This is a genomic window from Jiangella rhizosphaerae (assembly GCF_003579925.1).
GTDB classification, from domain to species: Bacteria; Actinomycetota; Actinomycetes; order Jiangellales; family Jiangellaceae; genus Jiangella; species Jiangella rhizosphaerae.
Map to the genome: position 1 here is coordinate 1 of NZ_QUAL01000186.1, position 20,293 is coordinate 20,293.

At 73.9% G+C, this 20,293-nt stretch carries 18 protein-coding genes; 11 read left to right on the forward strand and 7 right to left on the reverse strand.

Annotated elements, in window-relative coordinates; genetic code table 11:
• Positions 1 to 327 precede the first annotated feature (327 nt).
• On the forward strand, positions 328 to 771 hold the full coding sequence (locus DY240_RS31430; RefSeq protein WP_147375416.1) for a hypothetical protein: 444 nt from the start codon (positions 328 to 330) through the stop codon (positions 769 to 771).
• On the opposite strand, the gene DY240_RS20480 is transcribed toward DY240_RS31430, so the two are convergent.
• Genes DY240_RS20480 through DY240_RS20495 form a run of 4 tightly spaced genes read right to left on the reverse strand, consistent with a single transcriptional unit; the run spans position 743 to position 4,175 of the window.
• Entirely contained in the window at positions 743 to 1,168 is a 426-nt protein-coding gene (locus tag DY240_RS20480; RefSeq protein WP_119661704.1) for a hypothetical protein, read from the reverse strand. The genes DY240_RS31430 and DY240_RS20480 overlap by 29 nt on opposite strands.
• Positions 1,169 to 1,177: 9 nt before the next feature.
• Positions 1,178 to 1,993, reverse strand: coding sequence for a nucleotidyltransferase domain-containing protein (locus DY240_RS33755; protein ID WP_119661749.1), 816 nt, complete (start codon positions 1,991 to 1,993; stop codon positions 1,178 to 1,180).
• Between the two features lie 30 nt (positions 1,994 to 2,023).
• Entirely contained in the window at positions 2,024 to 3,430 is a 1,407-nt protein-coding gene (locus tag DY240_RS20490) for an MFS transporter (RefSeq protein ID WP_119661705.1), read from the reverse strand.
• 34 nt (positions 3,431 to 3,464) lie between these two features.
• Positions 3,465 to 4,175 carry a TetR/AcrR family transcriptional regulator gene (locus DY240_RS20495; RefSeq protein ID WP_119661706.1) on the reverse strand — a complete coding sequence of 237 codons (711 nt, stop codon included), beginning with the start codon at positions 4,173 to 4,175 and terminating at the stop codon, positions 3,465 to 3,467.
• 112 nt (positions 4,176 to 4,287) lie between these two features.
• Between DY240_RS20495 and DY240_RS20500 the strand changes: the two genes are divergently transcribed.
• The gene (locus DY240_RS20500) at positions 4,288 to 5,220 is read left to right on the forward strand and encodes an NAD-dependent epimerase/dehydratase family protein (RefSeq protein WP_119661707.1); all 933 of its coding nucleotides are present in this window, start codon (positions 4,288 to 4,290) and stop codon (positions 5,218 to 5,220) included.
• Here the strand turns inward: DY240_RS20500 and DY240_RS20505 are convergent.
• From DY240_RS20505 to DY240_RS20515, 3 genes are read right to left on the reverse strand one after another with little or no spacing between them, the layout of a single operon-like run.
• A complete protein-coding gene (locus DY240_RS20505) occupies positions 5,189 to 5,797 on the reverse strand; it encodes a class II aldolase/adducin family protein (protein WP_199701878.1) in 609 nt (202 codons plus the stop codon). The genes DY240_RS20500 and DY240_RS20505 overlap by 32 nt on opposite strands.
• Positions 5,794 to 7,032, reverse strand: a complete 1,239-nt coding sequence (otnK, locus tag DY240_RS20510) for a 3-oxo-tetronate kinase (protein ID WP_119661709.1) — start codon at positions 7,030 to 7,032, stop codon at positions 5,794 to 5,796. Before otnK ends, DY240_RS20505 begins: the two co-directional genes overlap by 4 nt.
• On the reverse strand, positions 7,029 to 7,787 hold the full coding sequence (locus tag DY240_RS20515) for a DeoR/GlpR family DNA-binding transcription regulator (protein WP_158602919.1): 759 nt from the start codon (positions 7,785 to 7,787) through the stop codon (positions 7,029 to 7,031). Before DY240_RS20515 ends, otnK begins: the two co-directional genes overlap by 4 nt.
• 86 nt (positions 7,788 to 7,873) lie before the next feature.
• On the opposite strand from DY240_RS20515, the gene DY240_RS20520 reads away from it, so the two are divergent.
• The 9 genes from DY240_RS20520 (at position 7,874) to DY240_RS20560 (ending at position 20,209) form a co-directional block, all read left to right on the forward strand.
• Entirely contained in the window at positions 7,874 to 8,764 is an 891-nt protein-coding gene (locus DY240_RS20520; RefSeq protein WP_119661711.1) for a hypothetical protein, read from the forward strand.
• Complete coding sequence (locus DY240_RS20525) at positions 8,761 to 9,432, forward strand: aspartate/glutamate racemase family protein (protein ID WP_119661712.1); 672 nt, start codon at positions 8,761 to 8,763, stop codon at positions 9,430 to 9,432. Before DY240_RS20520 ends, DY240_RS20525 begins: the two co-directional genes overlap by 4 nt.
• A 260-nt stretch (positions 9,433 to 9,692) precedes the next feature.
• Positions 9,693 to 11,099 carry an extracellular solute-binding protein gene (locus DY240_RS20530; protein ID WP_119661713.1) on the forward strand — a complete coding sequence of 469 codons (1,407 nt, stop codon included), beginning with the start codon at positions 9,693 to 9,695 and terminating at the stop codon, positions 11,097 to 11,099.
• Positions 11,100 to 11,169: 70 nt separating this feature from the next.
• Complete coding sequence (locus tag DY240_RS20535) at positions 11,170 to 12,066, forward strand: carbohydrate ABC transporter permease (RefSeq protein WP_407659356.1); 897 nt, start codon at positions 11,170 to 11,172, stop codon at positions 12,064 to 12,066.
• Entirely contained in the window at positions 12,063 to 12,971 is a 909-nt protein-coding gene (locus DY240_RS20540; protein WP_119661715.1) for a carbohydrate ABC transporter permease, read from the forward strand. The genes DY240_RS20535 and DY240_RS20540 overlap by 4 nt, the downstream gene beginning before the upstream one ends.
• Positions 12,968 to 15,472, forward strand: a complete 2,505-nt coding sequence (locus DY240_RS20545) for a glycoside hydrolase family 2 protein (RefSeq protein ID WP_119661716.1) — start codon at positions 12,968 to 12,970, stop codon at positions 15,470 to 15,472. Before DY240_RS20540 ends, DY240_RS20545 begins: the two co-directional genes overlap by 4 nt.
• Entirely contained in the window at positions 15,469 to 16,842 is a 1,374-nt protein-coding gene (locus DY240_RS20550) for a GH1 family beta-glucosidase (protein ID WP_119661717.1), read from the forward strand. The genes DY240_RS20545 and DY240_RS20550 overlap by 4 nt, the downstream gene beginning before the upstream one ends.
• On the forward strand, positions 16,839 to 18,683 hold the full coding sequence (locus DY240_RS20555; protein ID WP_119661718.1) for an alpha-amylase family protein: 1,845 nt from the start codon (positions 16,839 to 16,841) through the stop codon (positions 18,681 to 18,683). The genes DY240_RS20550 and DY240_RS20555 overlap by 4 nt, the downstream gene beginning before the upstream one ends.
• Positions 18,680 to 20,209, forward strand: coding sequence for an FAD-dependent oxidoreductase (locus tag DY240_RS20560; RefSeq protein WP_119661750.1), 1,530 nt, complete (start codon positions 18,680 to 18,682; stop codon positions 20,207 to 20,209). Before DY240_RS20555 ends, DY240_RS20560 begins: the two co-directional genes overlap by 4 nt.
• Positions 20,210 to 20,293 lie beyond the last annotated feature (84 nt).

Sequence of the window (20,293 nt, forward strand, 5' to 3'; positions counted from 1 at the left end):
CTCGCCCTCACCTACCGCGGAGGCATCGTGCTCGCCGCCGTCACCATCTGGCTACGCCAATAAGGAGACGCGCCCTAGGCCGCCAGGCCTGAAGCGCCGCCGGCGTTATCGCGGACGTTCTCTGCGGCAGCCTGCGCAGCCCGCCGGCTTGAGAACGATTCGCCCGGGGCGGCCACCTTGTCCGAGCCGCGCCAGGCGCCAGCGGTACGCATCGCCCGAGTCGAGGTAAGCCTCGTACCGGGCGGTTGCGAGACGCCTCAACCGCCAGACGCTGAGGTAGGGCCGAACCCGCTGGGATCACTTCGATGCGCGAGTGGGCGGACAGCCATGAGTGAGTCGCAGATCGAGTCAGACACCGACTTCCTGATCGCTGAGTACTGCGGTCGCCTGTCGTGCCACAGGCCAATCGTGCAGCCCGCCGGTCGGGGACGACGGCGTGAGTTCTGCTCGGAGACCTGTCGACGAGGAACTGATCGGGAGTACGAACGTGCCAAGGCCTGGGTCGAGCACTTCGAGCAGTACCTCAGAAGAACTCGACACGAGGTAGCGGCATACGGCCGGAAAGCTGAGGTGGATGGTGGCTTCCGGACGCCCGAGGAAGAGGCACAGGTCCTCGGCGCCGCGCGCGCCGCGATCAGTCGTGCTGAGGGCGTCATTGATCTTGCCGATGGTGACTCGGCCGACGTCGCGCGGGTCTACGGCGACCTGGTCGACGGCGGCGCCCAGGGTGAGGTGGTCGCCGTCACGGGGCCGGTGCCGAGCCCGCGATGACCGACGCCGGCAGGTAGCCGGACCGGAGGACCGACGGCAGGCGCACGATGGAGCGCGGGCTCAGCCCGGCGGGGCGCTCGGCCAGTGGCGGGAGGGTCACCGCCTCCGGCCGGCCGAGGTCCACGCGCAGCGGCGCGTCCGCACCCAGCAACGCACCGGCGGCGGCCAGCGCACGCCCCGCGAGACGGAGCGGCGTCGTCACGTCGGCCGCCGGTCCGTCCAGCATCGCCCGCAGCCCCGCCACGGCCAGCGCCTCGTCGCCCAGCGCGATCAGGTTCCGGGGCCGGTCCGGCAGGCTCGCCGTCAGTCGCGGCAGCTCCTCCAGGCGATCGGCGAGCCGGTCGGCCAGTTGCCGCGGCGAACTGCTGGGGCGGTGGCGCTCCACCACATCGGCCATGGCCGCACACTATCCGTCGCGTGACCAGCCCGGCCCGCCCACCACCATGCCCACCTCGGCGACCAGCGCCCGTGCGTCGGCGACGGTCGCGGACAGCTCGGCGGCCGTCGTGCCGGCAGCGCCCAGCAGCCGGTCCGCCCGGGCGGCGAAGTCCGCCGGAGCCGACGGCAGGGCGCCCGCCGCCGCCACGGCGCCCTTCTCGTTGATCAGCCACCGCCCCTCGTGGCCGTGCAGCGCGTGCGCACAGATGCCCACGGCGCGGAACAGGCAGCCCGCGACGTAGGCGGCGTCGCCGCGGCCGGCGGCCTTGGCCGCGATCTCCACCGAGAACGTCGCCTCCCACAGCCCGATCCGCAGCGCCGCCCGCAGCGGCTCCGGGTACCGCTGCGCCTGCGTCCGCACCGCCGCCAGCTCGCCGGACGGATCCGCCAGCACGACGGCCAGGGCGATCTCGCCGGCGTAGGCGAAGTCGGGGACGCCCAGCGGGTGGCCGGCCTGCTGGTGGAAGGAGTACTCGCCGCGTTGTGCCGCACGCCAGGACGCCTGGACGCGGTCGGCGTCGCGGTAGAGCCAGTCGATCGCGACGCCGTCGACGGTGAGCCAGCCGCCGCCGTCGACCCAGGGTCCCCAGGCGCCCGGCTCCGTGATCGTCGTGGCCGGCCCGCCGAACCGGCGCGCCAGCTCGCCCAGCCGGTCGACGTCGAGATCGCCCCGGTAGTAGACGCCGAGGTCGTAGTCGGAGTCGGGGCGATGGGTGCCACGGGCCCGGCTGCCGCCCAGCACCACGCCGACCACGCCGTCGACCTCGACGAGCGCCTCGGCCATCGCCGCCACCACGTCGTCCACACGCACCCCTCAACCGGTCGGGACCACCTCGGTCTCGACGGTAGCGGTGCGGTCGTCGACGACCCGCCCCGCGGTCAGCAACCCGGCGAGCGCGACCACGCCACTGCCGGCGAGGATGCCCGCGAACGCCGCGGGACCGGCCGCGGTCAGCGCGACCGCGGCACCGCTGACCGCCAGTGCGGCCGCCGTACTCAACGAGCCGGCCAGCTGTCCGGCGCTGACGTTGCGGCCCTGGTTCGTCCGGTCCGACCCGGCCAGGATCAGCAGCGACAGCACCGGCGACGTGAGCCCCATGCCGACGCCGGCCAGCGCCCAGCCGAGCAGGCCGGCCACGGGCGGCACCGCGGGCCAGGCCAGCAGCGTCGTGACGGCGAGGCCGGCGGTCATCGCGGCCAGCCCGGCCCGCAGCACGACCGCCGGCGCCCAGCCGTGGTCGCGGCCCTGCAGCCAGGAGCCGAACGCCCACGTGACACCCGTGATCGACAGACTGACGCCGGCCGTCGCCGGAGCGAACCCGTGCACCAGCGTCAGCAGCAGCGGCAGCCAGGACCCGGCACCGGCGAAGGCGGCCGCGGCGAACGCCCGCTGGGCCACGACGGCGGGCAGCCCGCGGCGGACCCGGAACGTTCCGCGCGGCAGCAGCCGGACCGCCGCGACGCCGGCGCTCGCAGCCGCGAGGACGACGACGGCGACCGCGGGGACGGGCTCGGTGGCCAGGTGCTCGCCGGCCAGCGACAGCCCGAACACGGCGGCCGCCGCGACGAGCGCCCATGGCAGCACGGCCCGCGTCGCGGACGCGGCCACCCCCGCGTCCGGCGGCGATGACGGCGGTGCCACCGTCCGCATCGCCGGGCGGAGCAGCAGCCACACCGGCACCAGCACCGTCAGCGCGCCGAGGAACACCCACCGCCACCCGACGCCCTCGGTGACGATCCCCGTCAGGAATGGGCCGACCACCGACGGCAGCACCCAGGCGGCCGCGAACAGCGAGAACATCCTGGGCCGCAGCGCCTCCGGCAGCGCCCGCGCGATCAGCACCATGATCCCGACGTCGACGAGTCCCTCGGCCAGGCCGCTGAGCAGCCGCCCGGCGATCACCTGCGGCATCCCCGTGGCCGTGCCGACGAGCACCTGCGCGACGGCGAACGTCACCGCGCCGGCCCGCAGCGGCGGCACCGGGCCGGACCGGTCCGCCCACGGGCCGGCCAGGGCCAGCGAGACGACGTAGCTCGCGATGGGCGCGGCCGCGGCCAGCCCGAAGCTGCTGACGGCGTCGAACTCGCGCACCAGCGTCGGCAGCGCCGTGCCGACCGCGCGGTTCTCGAACGCGCCCAGCGTCACCAGCGCGACGGCACCGATGGCGAGCGGCAGATACTCCCGCCCGGACAGGGACGAGGTCGTTGCGCGAGCAGGCATGCCAGCGAGCCTGCAACCTCAACCGGCGTTGAGGTCAACCCGTGGCGGCCGCGGGCAGGCCGACCAGCCGGCCGAGGGTGTCGACCGTGTGGGCGAACAGCGCCGCGCGGTCGTCGACGACGTTGGCGAACTGGCCGAACAGCTCGAAGCTGACGAAGCCGAACAGGCCGGTCCAGGCGGCGATGGCGCGCGCGACGAGGTCGTCGGGGAGCCCGGGCATCACCTGCCGCACCGCCTCGGCGTCGCCGGAGAACGACGCCGGCGGCGCGGGGAACCCGTCGGGTGGCGTCAGGGCCCCGGCCGCATGGGCCGAAGCGAGAATGCGGCCGTAGACGACGGTGTCGCGCATGGCCGGGGCGACGGTGTCGGCCGGCGCGTGGTAACCCGGCACCGGCGAGCCGTAGATGAGCGCGTACTCGTGCGGGTGGGCGAGCGCCCAGTCGCGCACCGCGTGGCAGACCGCCCGCCACCGGCCCGCGTGGTCGTCGGGCTCGCGGGCGGCGTCGGCACGTTCGACCGCCTCGCCGACCGCGTTGTAGGCGTCGATGATCAGCGCGGTCAGCAGGTCGTCGCGGCTCGGGAAGTACCGGTAGATGGCCGACGAGACCATGCCGAGTTCGCGGGCGATGGCGCGCAGGTTGAGGCCGCCCGCGCCCTCGGTGCCGAGCTGGCGCCGGGCGACCTCGGTGATCTCCCTGGTCAGCTCGGCGCGGGCGCGCTCGCGTGCGGTGCGTCCGGCGTTCATGCAGCGACTCTAGCAGAGCAACGCACCGAACCGAGAGCACTGCTCTTGACACTCGAGCTCCAAACAGAGAGCATTGCTCTCGAAACGGAGCGATAGACACAGAGGAGCGGTCATGGGCAAGCACGTCATCGTCGGCGCCGGGCAGATCGGCCGGTTGCTGGCCACCCGTCTGGTCGCCGACGGCCACGAGGTCACCGTGGTCAGCCGGTCGGGGTCGGGTCCCGACGGCGTCACGAAGGTCGCGGCCAGCGCCGCCGACGAGGCACGTCTGACGCAGGTCGCCCAGGGCGCCGACGTGCTGTACAACTGCGCCAACCCGCAGTACCACCGCTGGACGCAGGACTGGCCGCCGATGGCCGCCGCCATGCTCGGCGCCGCGCAGACCACGGGGGCCGTCCTCACGACGCTCGCCAACCTGTACCCGTACGGGCCGGTCGACCGGCCGATGACCGAGGACCTGCCGCTCAGCAGCGCCGGCGTGAAGGGGCAGGTCCGTGCGCGCATGTGGGCGGACGCCCTCGCCGCGCATCGGGCCGGTCGCATCCGGATGACCGAGCTGCGGGCGTCGGACTATTACGGCCCCGGCGTGCGCGACCAGGGGCACGCCGGCGAGCGGTTCTTCCCGCCGCTGCTGGCCGGCAAGCCGGCCGGCTACCTGCACGATCCCACCGTCCGGCGCAGCTGGACCTACGTGCACGACGTCGCCGCCGCACTGGCCGCGGCCGGCAGCGACGAGCGCGCCTACGGCCGGGCCTGGCACGTCCCGACGGTGGCGCCGTTCAGCGCGCGCGAGCTGGCGGACAAGGCCGCCGCGATCGCCGGCACGTCGCCGGCGCGGATCCGCCGGCTGCCGTACTGGGTGCAGGACGCCATGGGCCTGGTGTCGCCGATGATGCGCGAGCTCAAGGAGACGCGCTACCAGTTCGACCGGCCGTTCGTTCTGGACTCGTCGGACTTCCAGGCGACGTTCGGCCAGCAGCCCACGCCCCTCGACGAGGGCGTGGCGGCGACGGTCAGCTGGTGGCAGGGCCAGCCGGCGCGCTGACGGCGGACGGCGGCAGCTCGCGGTACGGCAGCCCGCGCAGCAGCAGCGCCAGGCGTGCGGTCGACTCCAACTCCTCGGCGAGGTCGGCGGCCAGGTCGACGCCGGCGGCGGCGACCACGCTGCCGTGGTTGGCCAGCAGCGCCGCGTGGTGATCGGCCAGCACGCCGGCGACGCCCTCGGCCAGCGCCGCGCTGCCCGGCGGGGCGTACGGGACGACCGGCAGCGGGCCGAGCCGCGTCACCTGGTACGGCGTGAGCGTCGGCAGCGGCTCGTCCAGACAGGAGACGGCGGCGGCGTGCACGGAGTGCAGGTGCACGATCGCCTGCGCCTCGGGCCGCACGTGGTACGCGGCCAGGTGCAGCGGGAACTCCTTCGACGGACGCGCACCGGACAGCGGCTCGCCGGTCAGCGACAGCACGGCGAGGTCGCCGGCCGTGACCCGGCTCAGCGCCGCGCCGGTCGGGGTGATGAACACCTGCTCACCGACCCTGACGCTGACGTTGCCGGACCCGCCGGGCGAGAGCCCCAGCGCCGCCAGCCGATGGCACGCGGTGACCAGTGCGTCGACCTCGATCACGGACCGACCTCCCAAGCGGTGGTGAACAGGTCGGGCGGCCCGAAGTTGCCCGACTTGAGCAGCAGTGCGAGCGGCCGGTCCCCGACGCTGACGGTCCACGGCACGCCCGGCGCGACCTGCGCGCCGATGCGGACCTGCCGGACCCCGAGCGCCTGGGTGACCGCACCGGACGTCTCGCCGCCGGCGACGAGGAAGCGCCGCACCCCGGCGTCGGCCACGGCGCGAGCGACGGCGCCGAGCGCGTTCTCGGCCAGTGCGGCCGCATGGTCGCGTCCGTGCCGTTGCTGGACGGCGCGCAGCTCGTCGGGCGGCAGCGACGTGGTGACGAGCACGGGCCCGGCCGGGATCGCGGCCAGCGCGGCGTCGACGGCGGCGGCGACCGCCCGGGCGCTGTCGGCCGCCAGGTCGTCGACGGCGATCCGTACCGTCGGCCCGGGGAAGGCGTCGATCTGCTCCCGGGTCCGCCGCGAGCAGCTGCCGGCCAGCACGACGCGCCCGCCACCCGGCGGCAGCGCCGGCAGCTCGGCCGGTGGTTGCGCGGGCAGCTCGGCCGCGGCCCAGTGCCGGGCCAGGGCGGCGGCCAGGCCGGAGGCGCCGCCCAGCAGGTCGTCGCCGTCGGCCAGAGCGGCCGCATGCCGGTCGAGGTCGTGGTCGGTCAGCGCGTCGAGCAGGACGTGCTCGGCGCGCTCGCCGGCCGGGACCCCGGCGGCCGGCCAGCGCACGAGTCCGACGGACCGCGGCGTCTGCGCCCCGAGCAGCCGGACGAGGTCGGCGTCGGTCATCGGCGTCAGCGGGTGGTCGCGCAGCGGCGACTCCGACAGCAGCCGGCCGTCGACGAAGAGGTGGCCCTGGTAGACGGTCCGGCCGACGGCCGGCGTGGCCGGCGTCCCGACCGACCGGCCGCCGACCAGGGCGGCCAGCGCGTCGGCGACCGGCCCGATGTTCCCCGCCGGCGTGGAGTCGAACGTCGAGCAGTACTTCTGGTAGAGCCGCCGCGCGCCGTGCGCCAGCAACCACCGCCCGGCCGCCACCGACTCCGCGACCGCGTCGGCGACCGGCGCCGTCCGGGACCGCAGGGCGACGACGACGCAGGCGGCGCCGTCCGCCGGCACATCGGACGGTGACGGCGGGCCGAGCAGCACGCTCGCCGGCAGGCCGGCCGCCGTCACGACCCCGGCCAGGTCGCAGGCGCCGGTGACGTCGTCGGCCACCACGCCGAGCCGCAACGCCGTCATGCGGCCGCCCGCGAGACACGGACACCGGCCGCCTCGAGCGACCGCACCGCAGCGGAATCCGCCGACGAGTCGGTGACCAGGGTCGACACCACGTCGAGCGGGGCGAACCGGATGGGCGCGCGGGCCGCCAGCTTGGACCCGTCGGCGGCCACCACCACCGACCGGGCGGCCGCGGCCAGCGCCCGCTTCGTCTCGGCGTCGTAGGGGTCGGCGCAGAAGACACCGTCCGGCCCGACCGCGGTCGCCGACAGCACGGCGATGTCGACCACGATGTCCTCCAGCGCACCTCGCACGGCCGGCCCGCCGAACGACCGGGTCGCCGGGTTGAACACCCCGCCGAGCCCGATCAGCCGCAGGTCCGGGCGCGTCGCGCAGACCGCCACCACGGGGACCGAGTGGGTGACGACGGTGAGCCCGGCGGGCAGCAGGTCGGCCAGCCGGGCGACGGTGGTCCCGGAGTCCAGTGCGACGGTCGCGCCCGGCGGCAGCAGGTCGGCCACCGCCCGGGCCACCGCGGACTTCTGCGCCGCGAACCGGTCGGTGCGCAGCTCGAACGGGACCCCGTCGCCGGGCAGCCGCGCGCCGCCGGTGACCCGTACGGCGAGCCCGTCGAGTGCCAGTTGGCGCAGGTCGCGCCGGATGGTCATCTCGGAGACGTCCAGCTCGGCCGCCGCGTGGGCGGCTGACAGGTAGCCGGCCGCTCGGAGCCGTCGCAGCAGCTCGTCGCGCCGGCGCGGCGCGTCGGTGTAACGCACGGTCCCAGCCAACCCCGGCGGCCCCGAGAATGTCAAGAATCAGACACTTCTTGCGCGATATGTGCGACTTCGAACAAACTCGGGGGATGAGCGAACCCACCCTCGACGCGCTGGCCCGGCCCGGCGGCGGCCTCGCCATGGTCGCGATGGACCAGCGCGAGAGCCTGCGGACGATGTTCGACGACGCGGGCGCCGGCCGGCCGCCGGACGACGTGCTGACGGAGTTCAAGCTGTCGGTCGCGCGTGCCCTCGGGCCGCTGGCGTCGGGCTTCCTGATCGACCGCCGGTACGGCTTCGACCGCCTCCGGCGCGAGCGGCTGCTGCCCGACGGCTGCGGGCTGATCCTCGCCGTCGACGCGCTGACGCAGCAGGACGGCGGGCCGGTCGAGGAGACCGCGCTCGACCCGGAGTTCCTCGCCGACGGCAGCGACCTGGACGGCGTCGCCGCCGTGAAGCTGCTGGTCATCTGGCGCCGCGACGAGCTGCGCGAGCGGCGTGTGGAGCTGGCGCGCGACTTCGTCGCCGCGGCCCGCCGGCGCGGCGTGCTGTCCGTGCTCGAGCCGGTCGTCCGGGCCACCCCGGGTGAGCTCGCGGCCGGCAGCTGGGACCTCAACGCCGCCATCGCCGAGGCGGCCCGCGAGTTGTCCGTCCTCGGCCCGAGCCTGTACAAGGCGCAGGTGCCCAGCGCGGGCGAGGGCGAGCCGGCGCAGCTGCTGGACGCCTGCCGCGCGCTCGACGACGCCGTCACCGGCCCGTGGGTCGTCCTCTCGCAGGGCGTGCGCCAGGAGCGCTTCCCCGCCGCCGTCGAGGCCGCCTGCCGGGCCGGCGCGTCCGGGTTCCTGGCCGGGCGGGCACTCTGGAGCGACGTCGTCGGCGGCCCGTTGACGGAGCTGGCGGCGCGGTCGGCGCCCCGGCTGCGGCGGCTGACCGAGATCGTCGACGAGCACGCGACACCGTGGTGGGAGAAGAAGCAGTGACCAGGCTCGGACTCGTCCACACCGTCCCCGCGCTGGCGGCGACGTTCCACGACCTGGTGACGGCGGCGGCTGCCGCGGACGTCGAGCCGATCCACGTCGTCGATCCGTGGCTGCTGCGTACCGCGATGACCACTGGCGTCACGCCCGAGGTCGTCGACCGGCTCGCGGCGCACGTCGCCCATCTGCGCGGCCGCGGCGTGGCGGGGGTGCTGGTGACCTGCTCGACATTGGGCGAGGCGACCGAGCAGGTGCTGGAGCGGCTCGGCGCCGGCGCCCCGGTGGTCCGGGTCGACCAGGGCATGGCCGACCGCGCCGTCGACCTGGCCGGCGACGGCGGGCGGGTCGCCGTGCTCGCCACCGTCGCCTCCACGACGGGGCCGACGGAGCGGCTGGTGCACCGCAGTGCGCGGCGAGCCGGCGTCGCCGTCACCGTCGCCGTCGAGCTGCTCGAGGAGGCCGGCCGGGCGCGCGAGTCCGGCGACCTCGACCGGCACGACGAGCTGGTCGCGGCCGCGATCGGCCGCTGGGAGGGACGCTCCGACGTCGTCGTCCTGGCCCAGGCGTCGATGGCCGCAGCGGTGAGCCGGGCGGGTGCGACGGCGACCCCAGTGCTCAGCTCCCCCGAGCTGGCGGCGCGCCGCCTCGTCGAGGTCACGTCACTGGTCTGACCAGCGGTGGAACAGTGCGTTTCCGTTTCGTTAAACAGGAGCCGTTGACGACCACTGCGAGTGTGGGTACGTTCTCACATGGCAACGATGCCACACCGGGTGAACTCGCCGGTCCTGGCGCGGAGCCGACTGTCCGCCCTTCTCGAGGGGTATGGACGGTCCGTACTCGTTGTGGACAGACGCGGCGCTCCCTTCTGGACGTCGCTGCTGACGTTCAGGCGTCGTTCGTCGGCGCCTCCCTCTGAAGTGGAGGACGGTCCATGAAGACAGCAGCCGTCAGGTGGAGCGCTCTGGCGCTGACGGCCGGCCTGGTGTTCGCCGGATGTGCTCAGGGCACCAGCGACGACTCGTCCGACGACGAGACCGGTGGCGGCGCCACGTTCGACCCCGAGGCGGAACTGAGCGGCGAGCTCAACGTCATGGGGTTCGGCGCCACCGACGAGATCGGGCAGACCCGGCTCGACCTCGCGAGCGAGGCGATCGCCCCGGTCGAGGTCAGCCTCATCGAGGGCGACCTCGACATCCAGCAGTTCCTGTCGGCCGTCGCCACCGGCGAGCCGCCGGAGCTGGTCTACGCCAACCGCGACCAGATCGGCACGTTCGCCTCGCGCGGCGCGATCATCCCGCTGGACGCGTGCATCGACGGCGAGGGCATCGACACCTCGATGTACCTGGAGCCGGCGCTGAACCAGGTGACCTTCGACGGCAGCGTCTACGGCATCCCCGAGTTCAACTCGGTGCAGATCACCCAGGCCAACGCCGACCTGCTGGCCGCCGCCGGGCTGACCCTCGACGACGTCAACGGCTCCGACTGGGACGCCGTCAGCGCCGCCAACGAGGCGATGTACGTCGGCGACGGCGGCTCGCTGTCCGTCATCGGCTACGACAGCAAGCTGCCGGAGTTCCTGCCGCTGTGGGCGAAGGCCAATGGTGCCGACCTGCTGTCCGAGGACGGCCGGACGGCGCAGCTGGACGACCCCGCGGTGCTCGAGGCGCTGGAATGGGCGGTCAGCATCTACGACGCCCAGGGCGGCTTCGGCACCGTGAAGGCCTACCGCGACTCCGCCGACTTCTTCGGCGCCGGCAACCAGTTCGCCACCAACGTCCTGGGCGCCATGCCGATGGAGCAGTGGTACGTCAACGTGCTCAACGACGTGTCGCCCGACGCGCCGATGGCCTTCGACACCGTCCGCGACCGCCAGGGCGAGCCGCTGGCGTACGCGTCGGGCTCGGCGTGGGCGATCCCCGCGGACAGCGCGAACCCGGAGGCCGCCTGCCGGTTCATCAAGACGATGACCGAGACCGACAGCTGGATCGCCGCCGCCCAGGCCCGGGTGGACCTTCGCGAGGCCGAGGGCAAGCCGTTCACCGGCCTGCTCACCGGCAACGCCGAGGCCGACCAGGCCATCCAGGACCAGTTCGTCAAGCCCAGCGGCGACGAGAAGTGGGACGCCGCGGTGGCGGCCACCTACGAGGCCAACGAGAACACCTTCACCCTGCCGGCCAACCCGGCCGACGCGGAGTTCAAGACCGCCTGGCAGGACGCCGTCAACCGGGTCCTCAACGGTCAGCAGGAGCCCGCGGAGGCTCTGGCCCAGGCCCAGGAGGAGGCCCAGGCGGCGCTGGACGAGGCGTGGGCGACCTGGGACGAGCGGGAAGAGGGCTGACGCCTTGGCCTCCACCCAGGTCAACGCGCCCGGGACGCTCGGCGACGGCCGAGCGGCCCGGGCGCGCCGCATCGGCCGCCGGCGGGAGACGAGGGCGGCGCTGCTGTTCATCAGCCCGTGGATCATCGGGTTCCTGATCTTCACGGCGTGGCCGATCATCTACAGCGCGTATCTGTCGCTGACCGACTACGACGTGATCAACGACCCGAACTACGTCGGCCTCGAGAACTACGAGGAGCTGTTCCGCGACCCCGACGTCGCGCTGGCGCTGTGGAACACGTTCTTCTTCACCGTCATCCAGGTGCCGGTCTACGTCATCGTGTCGCTGGCGCTGGCGCTGCTGCTCGACAAGGCCGGGCGGGCGTCCGGATTCTTCCGGACGGCCTTCTTCCTGCCGAAGATGACCCCGCCCGTCGCCGTCGGCATCCTGCTCCTGCTGCTGTTCAACGGGCAGAGCGGGCTGATCAACGAGGCGCTGAGCTGGTTCGGCATCGACGGCCCGGCGTGGACGACCGACCCCGACTGGGTGAAGCCCGGCCTCATCCTCATGAGCCTGTGGTCCGTGGGGTCGTCGGTGATCATCCTGCTGGCCGCGCTGCGCAACGTGCCGCAGGAGCTCTACGACTCCGCGCGGGTCGACGGCGCGAACTGGTGGCAGCAGACCCGGAAGATCACCGTCCCGATGATCAGCGGGGCGCTGTTCTTCATCTTCATCGTCAACACCATCGCCGGGTTCCAGACCTTCACCGAGGCCTACACGGCGTTCTTCGGGTCGGGCAACACGACGTACAGCAACGACGCGGCGCTGTTCTACGTCATCTACCTGTTCCGTCAGGCGTTCGAGTTCCTCAACATGGGCTACGCCTCGGCGATGGCCTGGTTGCTGTTCGTGATCATCATGATCTTCACCGCGATCCAGATCAAGGTCAGCCGGCGGTTCGTCTACTACGAGGGTGAGCAGCGATGACGACGCAGACGCGGCTCGACTCCGAGGCGGCGGCGCCGGAGCCGCAGGCCCCGCGGACGCCGGCGCGGCGCCGCCGGAGGATCACGCCGGCCAAGGTGCTGATCTGGGCAGGACTGATCCTGTCGACGCTGATCTTCATCTACCCGTTCATCTGGCTGATCAGCGCCTCGTTCAAGCCTCGCGGCGAGGTCTTCGACAACAAGATCATCCCCGAGACGTTCACGTTCGACAACTACCTGAACGTCTGGCAGGAAGCGCCGATGGCGCTGTGGCTGTGGAACACCGTCCTCGTGACGGTGCTCGCGGCGGTCACCGTGACGGTCAGCAGCGCCATGGTGGCGTGGGGCTTCGCGTACTTCCGCTTCCGCGGCCGCAACTTGCTGTTCGGCGTGGTGCTGGCGACGATGATGCTGCCCGGCGCGGTGACGATGATCCCGCAGTTCCTCATCTGGAACAGCCTGGGCATGGTCGACACGCTGACACCGCTGTGGGCGCAGAACCTGTTCGGCAGCGCGTTCTACATCTTCCTGCTCAGGCAGTTCTTCCTCGGTCTGCCCCGTGAGCTGTTCGACGCGGCGAAGATCGACGGCGCGAACAACTGGACGATCTTCACCCGCATCGCCATGCCGCTGTGCAAACCGGCGCTGATCATCACGCTGCTCTTCGAGTTCCAGGCGATCTGGACCGACCTCATGCGGCCGCTGATCTACCTGCGCGACAGCGACAACTTCACCGTCCCCCGTGGTCTGAAGGCGCTGCTGGACCAGTACGGCTTCGGCGGCGAGTGGCACTGGGAGATCGTGGTCACCGCGAGCGTCATCACGACGGTCCCGATGATCATCCTGTTCTTCCTGGGGCAGCGGCACTTCGTCCAGGGCATCGCGACGACCGGCAGCAAGGGGTGACCGCGGTCGATCTCGGTGGTACCTGGTCGGTTCGCGAGGCGCTCGGCGACACCTGGCAGTGGTACGTCGACCAGCCGGTCACGGCGCGCAACAACGCCGGCGACGCGGCGGCCGCGGCGGCTCCGGCACCCGGGTGGCTACCCGCCCGGGTGCCCGGCGCCGTCATCGGCGACCTGCACCGGGCCGGCGAGCTGCCCGACCCGTACGTCGGTCGCAACTCGCGGGCCGCGGAGTGGGTGAGCACGCGGTCGTGGGTGTACCGGCGGTCGTTCGCGCTCCCGGCACTGGCTGACGGAGAACGCGCGGCGCTGTGCCTGGACGGCGTCGACCCCGGCGGGACGGTGTACGTCGACGGTGTGCGGGTCGGCGTGGTGGGCGGGTTGTACCGGGCCGCGCGGTTCGACGTGACGGCGCTGGTGGCCGGCGGCGGCGAGCACCGGCTGGCCGTCGTCGTGGATCCGGCGCCGGCGACGCAGCCGCAGGTCGGCCGCACCGACCTGGTCCGGGTGCACGCGCCGCGGATGGGCTACGGCTGGGACTTCTGCCCGCGACTGGTGCACCAGGGCATCTGGCGGGGTGTCCGGCTGGAGGTCGGGACGGCGCTGGTCGAGGAGCTGTCGGTCCGGCCTGTGGTGTCCGAGGACCTGGCGGCGGCGACGGTGCACGTGTCCGGCCGGGTGTCCGGGGCGTCGGCAGCCGCCGTCGAGGTCCGGCTCGACGGCGACGTGGTGGCGGCCGGGCCGGTCGAGGTGGACGCCGGCGGTGCCCTCCACGGAGCCGTCGCGGTGCCGCAGCCGGCGCTGTGGTGGCCCAACGGCCTCGGCGAGCAGCCGCTGTACGAGGTCGTGGTGCGCGCGGGCGCCGCGTCGCGCCACGTCGTCACGGGGTTCCGGCACGTCCGGATGGTCGCCAACGAGGCCGCGCCGGACGAAGCACTCCCCTACACGGCCGTCGTCAACGACCGCCGGGTCGAGCTGACCGGCTGGAACTGGGCGCCGGCCGACGCGCTGTACGGCGAGATCGCCGTGGCGAAGGTCGAGCACCTGGTCGAGCTGGCCCGGCGGTCCGGCGCCCGGCTGCTCCGGGTCTGGGGCGGCGGGCTGGTCGAGACGCCGGAGTTCTACGCCGCGTGCGACCGCGCCGGGCTGCTCGTCTGGCAGGAGTTCTCCCAGTCCAGCTCCGGGATGCAGAGCGCGCCGTCGCACGACCCGGCGTTCGTCGCCCACCTGCGGGCCGAGGCGGCCGCCGTCGTGCCCGGCCGCACGCACCACCCGTCGCTGCTGCTTTGGGGTGGCGGCAACGAGCTGGAGGACGACGCCGGCCCGCTGTCCGACGACCGCTCCCCCGCGCTGGCGGCGCTGCACGAGGAGGTCGAGCGGCTCGATCCGGGCCGGCCCTGGCTGCCGACCTCGCCGACCGGGCCGTCCTTCCACTTCCGCGACGGCGGCCACGACGTGCACGGACCCTGGGAGCACCAGGGGCTCACCGCCCACTACACCCTCTACAACGGTGGCACCGCGCTGGCGCACACCGAGTTCGGCGTCGAGGGCATGGCGAACCGGCGGCTGTGGACGGCGTTGGTGCCGCCGGCGGACCGCTGGCCGGTCGGCCGCGAGAACCCCGTGTACCGGCACCTCGGCGACTGGTGGAACAACGCGGCGCTGGTGCGGGAGTCGTTCGGCGGCCGGCTCACGACGCCCGACGAGTTTCGCCGCGCGAGCCAGTTCCTGCAGGCCGCCGGCCTGGCGTACGCCGTCGAGGCGGACCGGCGCCGATGGCCGCGGGCCAGCATGGTGCTGCCGTGGCAGCTGGCGGAGTCGTACCCGAGCGCCTGGTGCACGGCGGTCGTCGACCACGCCGGCGAACCGAAGCCGGCGTACCACGCGGTCGCCCGGGCGTTCGCACCCGAGCGGGTGACCGCCCGGCTGGACCGGCTGGCGTTCGACGGCGCGCCCGTCGAGGTGGAGGCATGGCTCTGGTCCGGGCCCGGTCGCGCGCCCGGCGGGACGGTGATCGCCCGGCTGCGCTCCGCGTACGGCGAGGTGCTGGTCGAGGAGCAGTGGCCGGTCGCCGACCCAGTCGACGTGCCCCGGGCGATCGGCCGGCTGACCGCGTCGTCGCAGGCCGGTCTGGTACTCGCCGAGCTGACCTGGGCAGACGCGGACGGAACGCTGATCGACCGGGAGTGCCTGCCGCTGTCGACCGCGTCCGACCTCACCCCGCTGCTGGACCTCGAGCCGGCGAAGCTCTCGTTCCACGTGGAACATTCGGGCGCATCGGTGGAGGTTGCGCATGTCGGCGGGCCCGCCGTCATCGGCCTCCGGCTCAGCGACGACCGGCCGCCGGAGTCGACCGGCTGGGCCCTCGTCGACGGCGATCCGCGGCCGCTGCTTCCCGGCGAGCGCCGCCGGTTCGCCGTCGAGTGGAGGCACGACACCGGGCCGCGGCGGCTGTTGCTGGAGTCGTGGAACACCCAACCTTCTGATCTGGAGCTTGCATGACCTTCCGTTTCCCGCCGGAGTTCCTGTGGGGCGCGGCCACCTCGGCCTACCAGGTCGAGGGCAGCCTCGACGTGGACGGCCGGGGCGAGTCGGTCTGGGACGTCTTCGCCCGGCAGCCCGGCTCGATCGAGGGCGGCGGCGACGGCTCGCTGGCCTGCGACTCGTACCGGCGCTGGGCCGACGACGTCGAGCTGATCGCGTCGCTGGGTTTGAACGCCTACCGGTTCTCCGTCGGCTGGTCGCGCGTCATGCCCGACGGCCGCGGCCGGGTCGAGAAGCGCGGGCTGGACCACTACGAACGCTTCGTCGACGCGCTGCTGGACCGCGGCGTCACGCCGGTGCTGACGCTGAACCACTGGGACATGCCGCAGGCGTTGATGAGCGACGGCGGCTGGGTGGCGCGGTCCTCCGTCGACGCGTTCGCCGAGTTCACCGCCGCCGTCGCGGACCGGCTGGCCGACCGCGTCGAGTGGTGGGTCACGCAGAACGAGCCGTGGATCATCGCGCTGCTCGGCTATCAGCTGGGGCTGCACGCGCCTGGCGTCCGCGACCTCGGCGCGTCGGTCACCGCCGGTCACCACGTCCTGCTCGCGCACGGTGCCGGCGCCGACATCCTGCGGCAGTACCCGCGAACGCGCGCCGGCGTCGCCCTGAGCCTGTTCCCGTGCGACCCCGCGACGCCGTCGGAGGAGGACGCCGCGGCCGCCTGGGGCTCCGACGGCTACGTGAACCGCTGGTACCTCGACCCGCTGGCCGGTCGCGGCTACCCCGCCGACATGCGCGAGCACTACGAGCGCGCGCTGGGCCGGCCGCTGACGGAGATCCGCGACGGTGACGAGGACGCCATCGCCGGCCGCAGCGACTTCCTCGGCGTGAACTACTACACCCGCCGGGTCATGGCCGCGGCCGAGCCGGGCAAGGGGCGGCCATTCCCGTGGCGGGTCGTCGGCCCGTCCGGCGACGTCGCCCGTACCGACGAGGGGTGGGAGATCGCGCCGGGCTCCTTCCGCGACCTGCTGCTGCGCCTGCACCGCGACTACGGCTTCCCGCTGCTGGTGACGGAGAACGGCGGCGTGTTCGGCGACGCGCCGCTGCACGACGGCCGGGTCCGCGACGTGCGCCGGCAGGCGTTCCTGCACTCGCACGTCGCCGCGATGGGCGAGGCGATGGCGGCCGGCGCCGACGTGCGCGGCTACCTGCACTGGTCGCTGCTGGACAACTTCGAGTGGTCGTTGGGCTACCGGCCGCGGTTCGGCCTGGTGCACGTCGACTACCCGACCGGGCGCCGGACGGTGAAGGACTCCGGCCGCCTCTACGCCCGCATCGTCGCGGCGGGCACGACCGACGTCGAGGAGAGTGAGGACGCGTGACGCCGACCGTCACCGAGACCGACGGCGGCATCGTCGTCACAGGCACGGGCTACCGGCTGGAGGTGCACGGCGAGCAGCCCCGGGCGGTGCTCCGCGACGCCGAGGGGACGGTCTGGACCGAGCTGTCGCTGCTCGCCGGGCTGGACCTCGTCGGCGGCCGGGACGAGTCGTACGACCTCGCGCCGGCCCGCGTCGTCGAGCGGACCGATCGCGCGGTCGAGCTGGTCGTGGAGTCCACGAGCTCGCTGTGGGAGCGCAAGGTCGTGTCCGTGCGCTGCACGGAGGGCGAGGTCGAGGTGTGGGCGGCCGTGTCGGGACGGCGGACGGACACCGGCGCCACGCCACGGCTCGCCGAGGTGACGATGCTGGGCGGCCGGGCGGTCCTGCCCAACGGCGCCGGCGGGACGTTCCGTTCGGCCATCCGGTTCGCCTCGCTGTTCAGCCCGACGCCGACCGAGCCCGTGCACGTGGTCCGCCCGTCGACCGCCGGCTCCTCGCTGGGCGTCGTCGGCGACGCCGAGCCCGGCCGGCTGCACGGCATCTTCTCCCCGCCACCGCTGTGCTGGGCGCTGGGCGACCGGCTGGCCGAGGACGCGACGGACGTCCCGGCGGGCCGCTGGTGGGGGCTGTCGGTCCGGGCGGCGGTCGACGAGCTGACCATGACGGCGGTCCGCTACGCGCCGCTGGACGGCGGCTTCCTGCTGCGCCTGGACTACGAGGGGCACACGGTGATCGGCGACGGCTTCCGCACGCCGGCGCTCGTGCTGCGGCCGGCGGCCACCCCGTGGCAGGCGCTGGCCGACTACCGCGACGACCTGGTCGCGCACGGACTGGCGCCGTCGCCGCCCGCGCCGGGACCGGACTGGTGGGGCGAGCCGATCTTCTGCGGCTGGGGCGCCCAGTGCGCCCGCATCGCGGCGCTGCGCGTCGAGCCGGCCGGTGCCGCCGACGGGCTGATCGGCGCGGCCACCGCCGCCACGGCGGCGCATCTGGCCCGGCAGGACGTGTACGACGAGTTCCTGGCCATCCTCGACAAGGGCGGGCTCGACCCCGGCACGATCGTGATCGACGACCGCTGGCAGGCCGCGTACGGCACCGGCGACGTCGACCTCGACCACTGGCCGGACCTCCGCGGCTGGATCGCCGAGCGCCACGCCGAGGGCCGCAAGGTGCTGCTGTGGTGGAAGGCCTGGGACCCCCAGGGGCTGCCGGTCGAGGAGTGCGTCACCGACCCGCTCGGCCGGCCGGTCGCCGTCGACGTCGCGAACCCGGCGTACCGCGACCGGCTGCGGCGGATCGTGGCCGGCCTGCTCGGCCCGGACGGCCTGGACGCCGACGGCTTCAAGGTCGACTTCACCCAGCGGTCGCCGTCGGGCGAGTCGCTGCGCGGTGCCGAGGGCCCCTGGGGCATCGCCGCCCTGCACACGCTGCTGGCCACGATGAGCGAGGCGGCGAAGGCGGCCAAGCCCGACGCGCTGATGGTCACGCATACCCCGCACCCGTCGTTCGGCGACGTCTGCGACATGGTCCGCCTCAACGACGTGCTGGAGCGCGACAACGCCGGCGACCCGGTGCACGTCGTCGAGCAGCTGCGGTTCCGCTTCGGCGTCGCCGACAGCAGCCTGCCCGGGCACCTCGTCGACACCGACCAGTGGCCGATGCCGGACCGCGCGTCCTGGCGTGCCTACGTCGAGGCACAGGCCACGCTCGGGCCGCTGGCCGTCCCGGCGCTGTACTACCTGGAGTCCATCGACGGCTCCGGCGAGGAGCTGACCGGCGACGACCTCGGCCTGGTCGCCTCGTCGTGGGCGGCGTACCGGGCGGCACGGAGGCCGGCGTGACCGACGTCGTGGTCTACGCGGCGACGTCCGGCGGCGTGTGCGCGGCGGTCGCGGCCGCCCGGGCCGGTGCGTCAGTCGTCCTGCTCGAGCCGGGGCGGCACGTCGGCGGCATGACCTCCGGCGGGCTCGGCTACACCGACGTCGGCGACGTCCGCGTGGTGGGCGGGATGGCCGGCGACCTGCGCCGCGCCATCGCCGACTGGTACGGCGTCGCCGAGGGGCACTACGCCGGGCCCGAGCCGCACGTCGCCGAGGCGATCTACCTGCGCTGGCTGGAGGAGGCCGGCGTCGACGTCCGGTTCGGCGCGGCACTCGCGGCGGCCGACGCCGACGGCGGGGTCATCCGCTCGGTCGCGCTGGCCGACGGCTCGACGGTCGCCGGCGCGGTGTTCGTCGACGCCTCCTACGAGGGCGACCTGCTCGCCGCCGCCGGCGTGCCGTACGCCGTCGGGCGCGAGGACCGGTCGCTCTACGGCGAGCGGTACGCCGGGCGGCAGGAACTGGTGCCCGGGCGGCACACCGTCCCGCCGTGGATCTCGCCGTTCGCCGGCGACCTCTCCGGCGAGCAGGGCGGTGACGTCCTGCCGCAGCTGCACGACCGCCCGCTGGCGCCGGTCGGGAGTGGCGACGGCGGCGTGATGTCCTACGGCTACCGGGTCTGCCTGTCGCAGGCCGCCGACCGGGTGCCGTTCGAGCGCCGCGACGGCTACGACGACGCCTACTGGGAGCTCGGCCGGCGCATCTTCGACCGGTGGCGGCGCGACGGTGTCGAGGTGCGGGCCGGCCGGCTGCTCGGCCTGGAGAAGAACCTGCCGAACGACAAGTGCGACGGCAACTCCATCGGCCCGTTCTCGCTCAGCGTGCTGGACGGGTCGGCGTGGGCGTACCCATCGGCCGGCCCGGACGAGCGGGAGCGCATCCGGCTGCACCACCTGCACCACGCCCAGGACTTCCTGTACTTCCTCTCGCACGACCCCGCCGTGCCGGCGTCCGTGCGCTCGGAGATGGCCGGCTGGGGCTACGCGGCCGACGAGTTCGCCGACACCGGCCACCTGCCGCACCAGCTGTACGTGCGCGAGGCGCGCCGGATGCTGGGCGAGTACGTGCTCACCGAGCATGATCTGCTGGCCGCGCGGCCGCAGCACGACGTCGTCGCGATGGGCTCGTACCACATCGACGTCCGCGAGGTGCAGCGCACGTGGCGCTGGGTCGCCGAGCACCCGAAGCCCGTCGGCATGGTGTTCACCGAGGGCTACCTGTCCGTGCCGGTGCCGCCGTACGCGGTCCCCTACCGGGCGCTGGTGCCGCGGTACGCCGACTGCACGAACCTGCTGGTCCCGGTCTGCCTGTCCGCCTCGCACGTCGCGTTCGCGTCGGTGCGCATGGAGGTGCAGTACCAGATGCTCGGCCATGCCGCCGGGCTCGCCGCCGTGGAGGCCGCGCGCACCGGCCGGCCGGTCCAGTCGATCGACGTGACCCGGGTGCAGGACGCCCTGCGCGACGCCGGCCAGGTGCTCGCGCTCTGACGCCCGGGCTCCCTCCCGAGCGGCCACCTGCCGGAGACGAGCCCCGACCGTTGAGGCGGGCTGTCGGCGGTGACGGGCACACTT

What these genes read in the sequence shown, in the direction of transcription:
- DY240_RS20500 (WP_119661707.1), top strand. Translation starts at nt 4,288, where the DNA reads ATGGGCAAGCACGTCATCGTCGGCGCCGGGCAGATCGGCCGGTTGCTG.
- DY240_RS20480 (WP_119661704.1), bottom strand. Translation starts at nt 1,168, where the DNA reads ATGGCCGATGTGGTGGAGCGCCACCGCCCCAGCAGTTCGCCGCGGCAA.
- DY240_RS20495 (WP_119661706.1), bottom strand. Translation starts at nt 4,175, where the DNA reads ATGAACGCCGGACGCACCGCACGCGAGCGCGCCCGCGCCGAGCTGACC.
- DY240_RS20550 (WP_119661717.1), top strand. Translation starts at nt 15,469, where the DNA reads ATGACCTTCCGTTTCCCGCCGGAGTTCCTGTGGGGCGCGGCCACCTCG.
- DY240_RS31430 (WP_147375416.1), top strand. Translation starts at nt 328, where the DNA reads ATGAGTGAGTCGCAGATCGAGTCAGACACCGACTTCCTGATCGCTGAG.
- DY240_RS20520 (WP_119661711.1), top strand. Translation starts at nt 7,874, where the DNA reads ATGAGCGAACCCACCCTCGACGCGCTGGCCCGGCCCGGCGGCGGCCTC.
- DY240_RS20530 (WP_119661713.1), top strand. Translation starts at nt 9,693, where the DNA reads ATGAAGACAGCAGCCGTCAGGTGGAGCGCTCTGGCGCTGACGGCCGGC.
- DY240_RS20490 (WP_119661705.1), bottom strand. Translation starts at nt 3,430, where the DNA reads ATGCCTGCTCGCGCAACGACCTCGTCCCTGTCCGGGCGGGAGTATCTG.
- otnK (WP_119661709.1), bottom strand. Translation starts at nt 7,032, where the DNA reads ATGACGGCGTTGCGGCTCGGCGTGGTGGCCGACGACGTCACCGGCGCC.
- DY240_RS33755 (WP_119661749.1), bottom strand. Translation starts at nt 1,993, where the DNA reads ATGGCCGAGGCGCTCGTCGAGGTCGACGGCGTGGTCGGCGTGGTGCTG.
- DY240_RS20540 (WP_119661715.1), top strand. Translation starts at nt 12,063, where the DNA reads ATGACGACGCAGACGCGGCTCGACTCCGAGGCGGCGGCGCCGGAGCCG.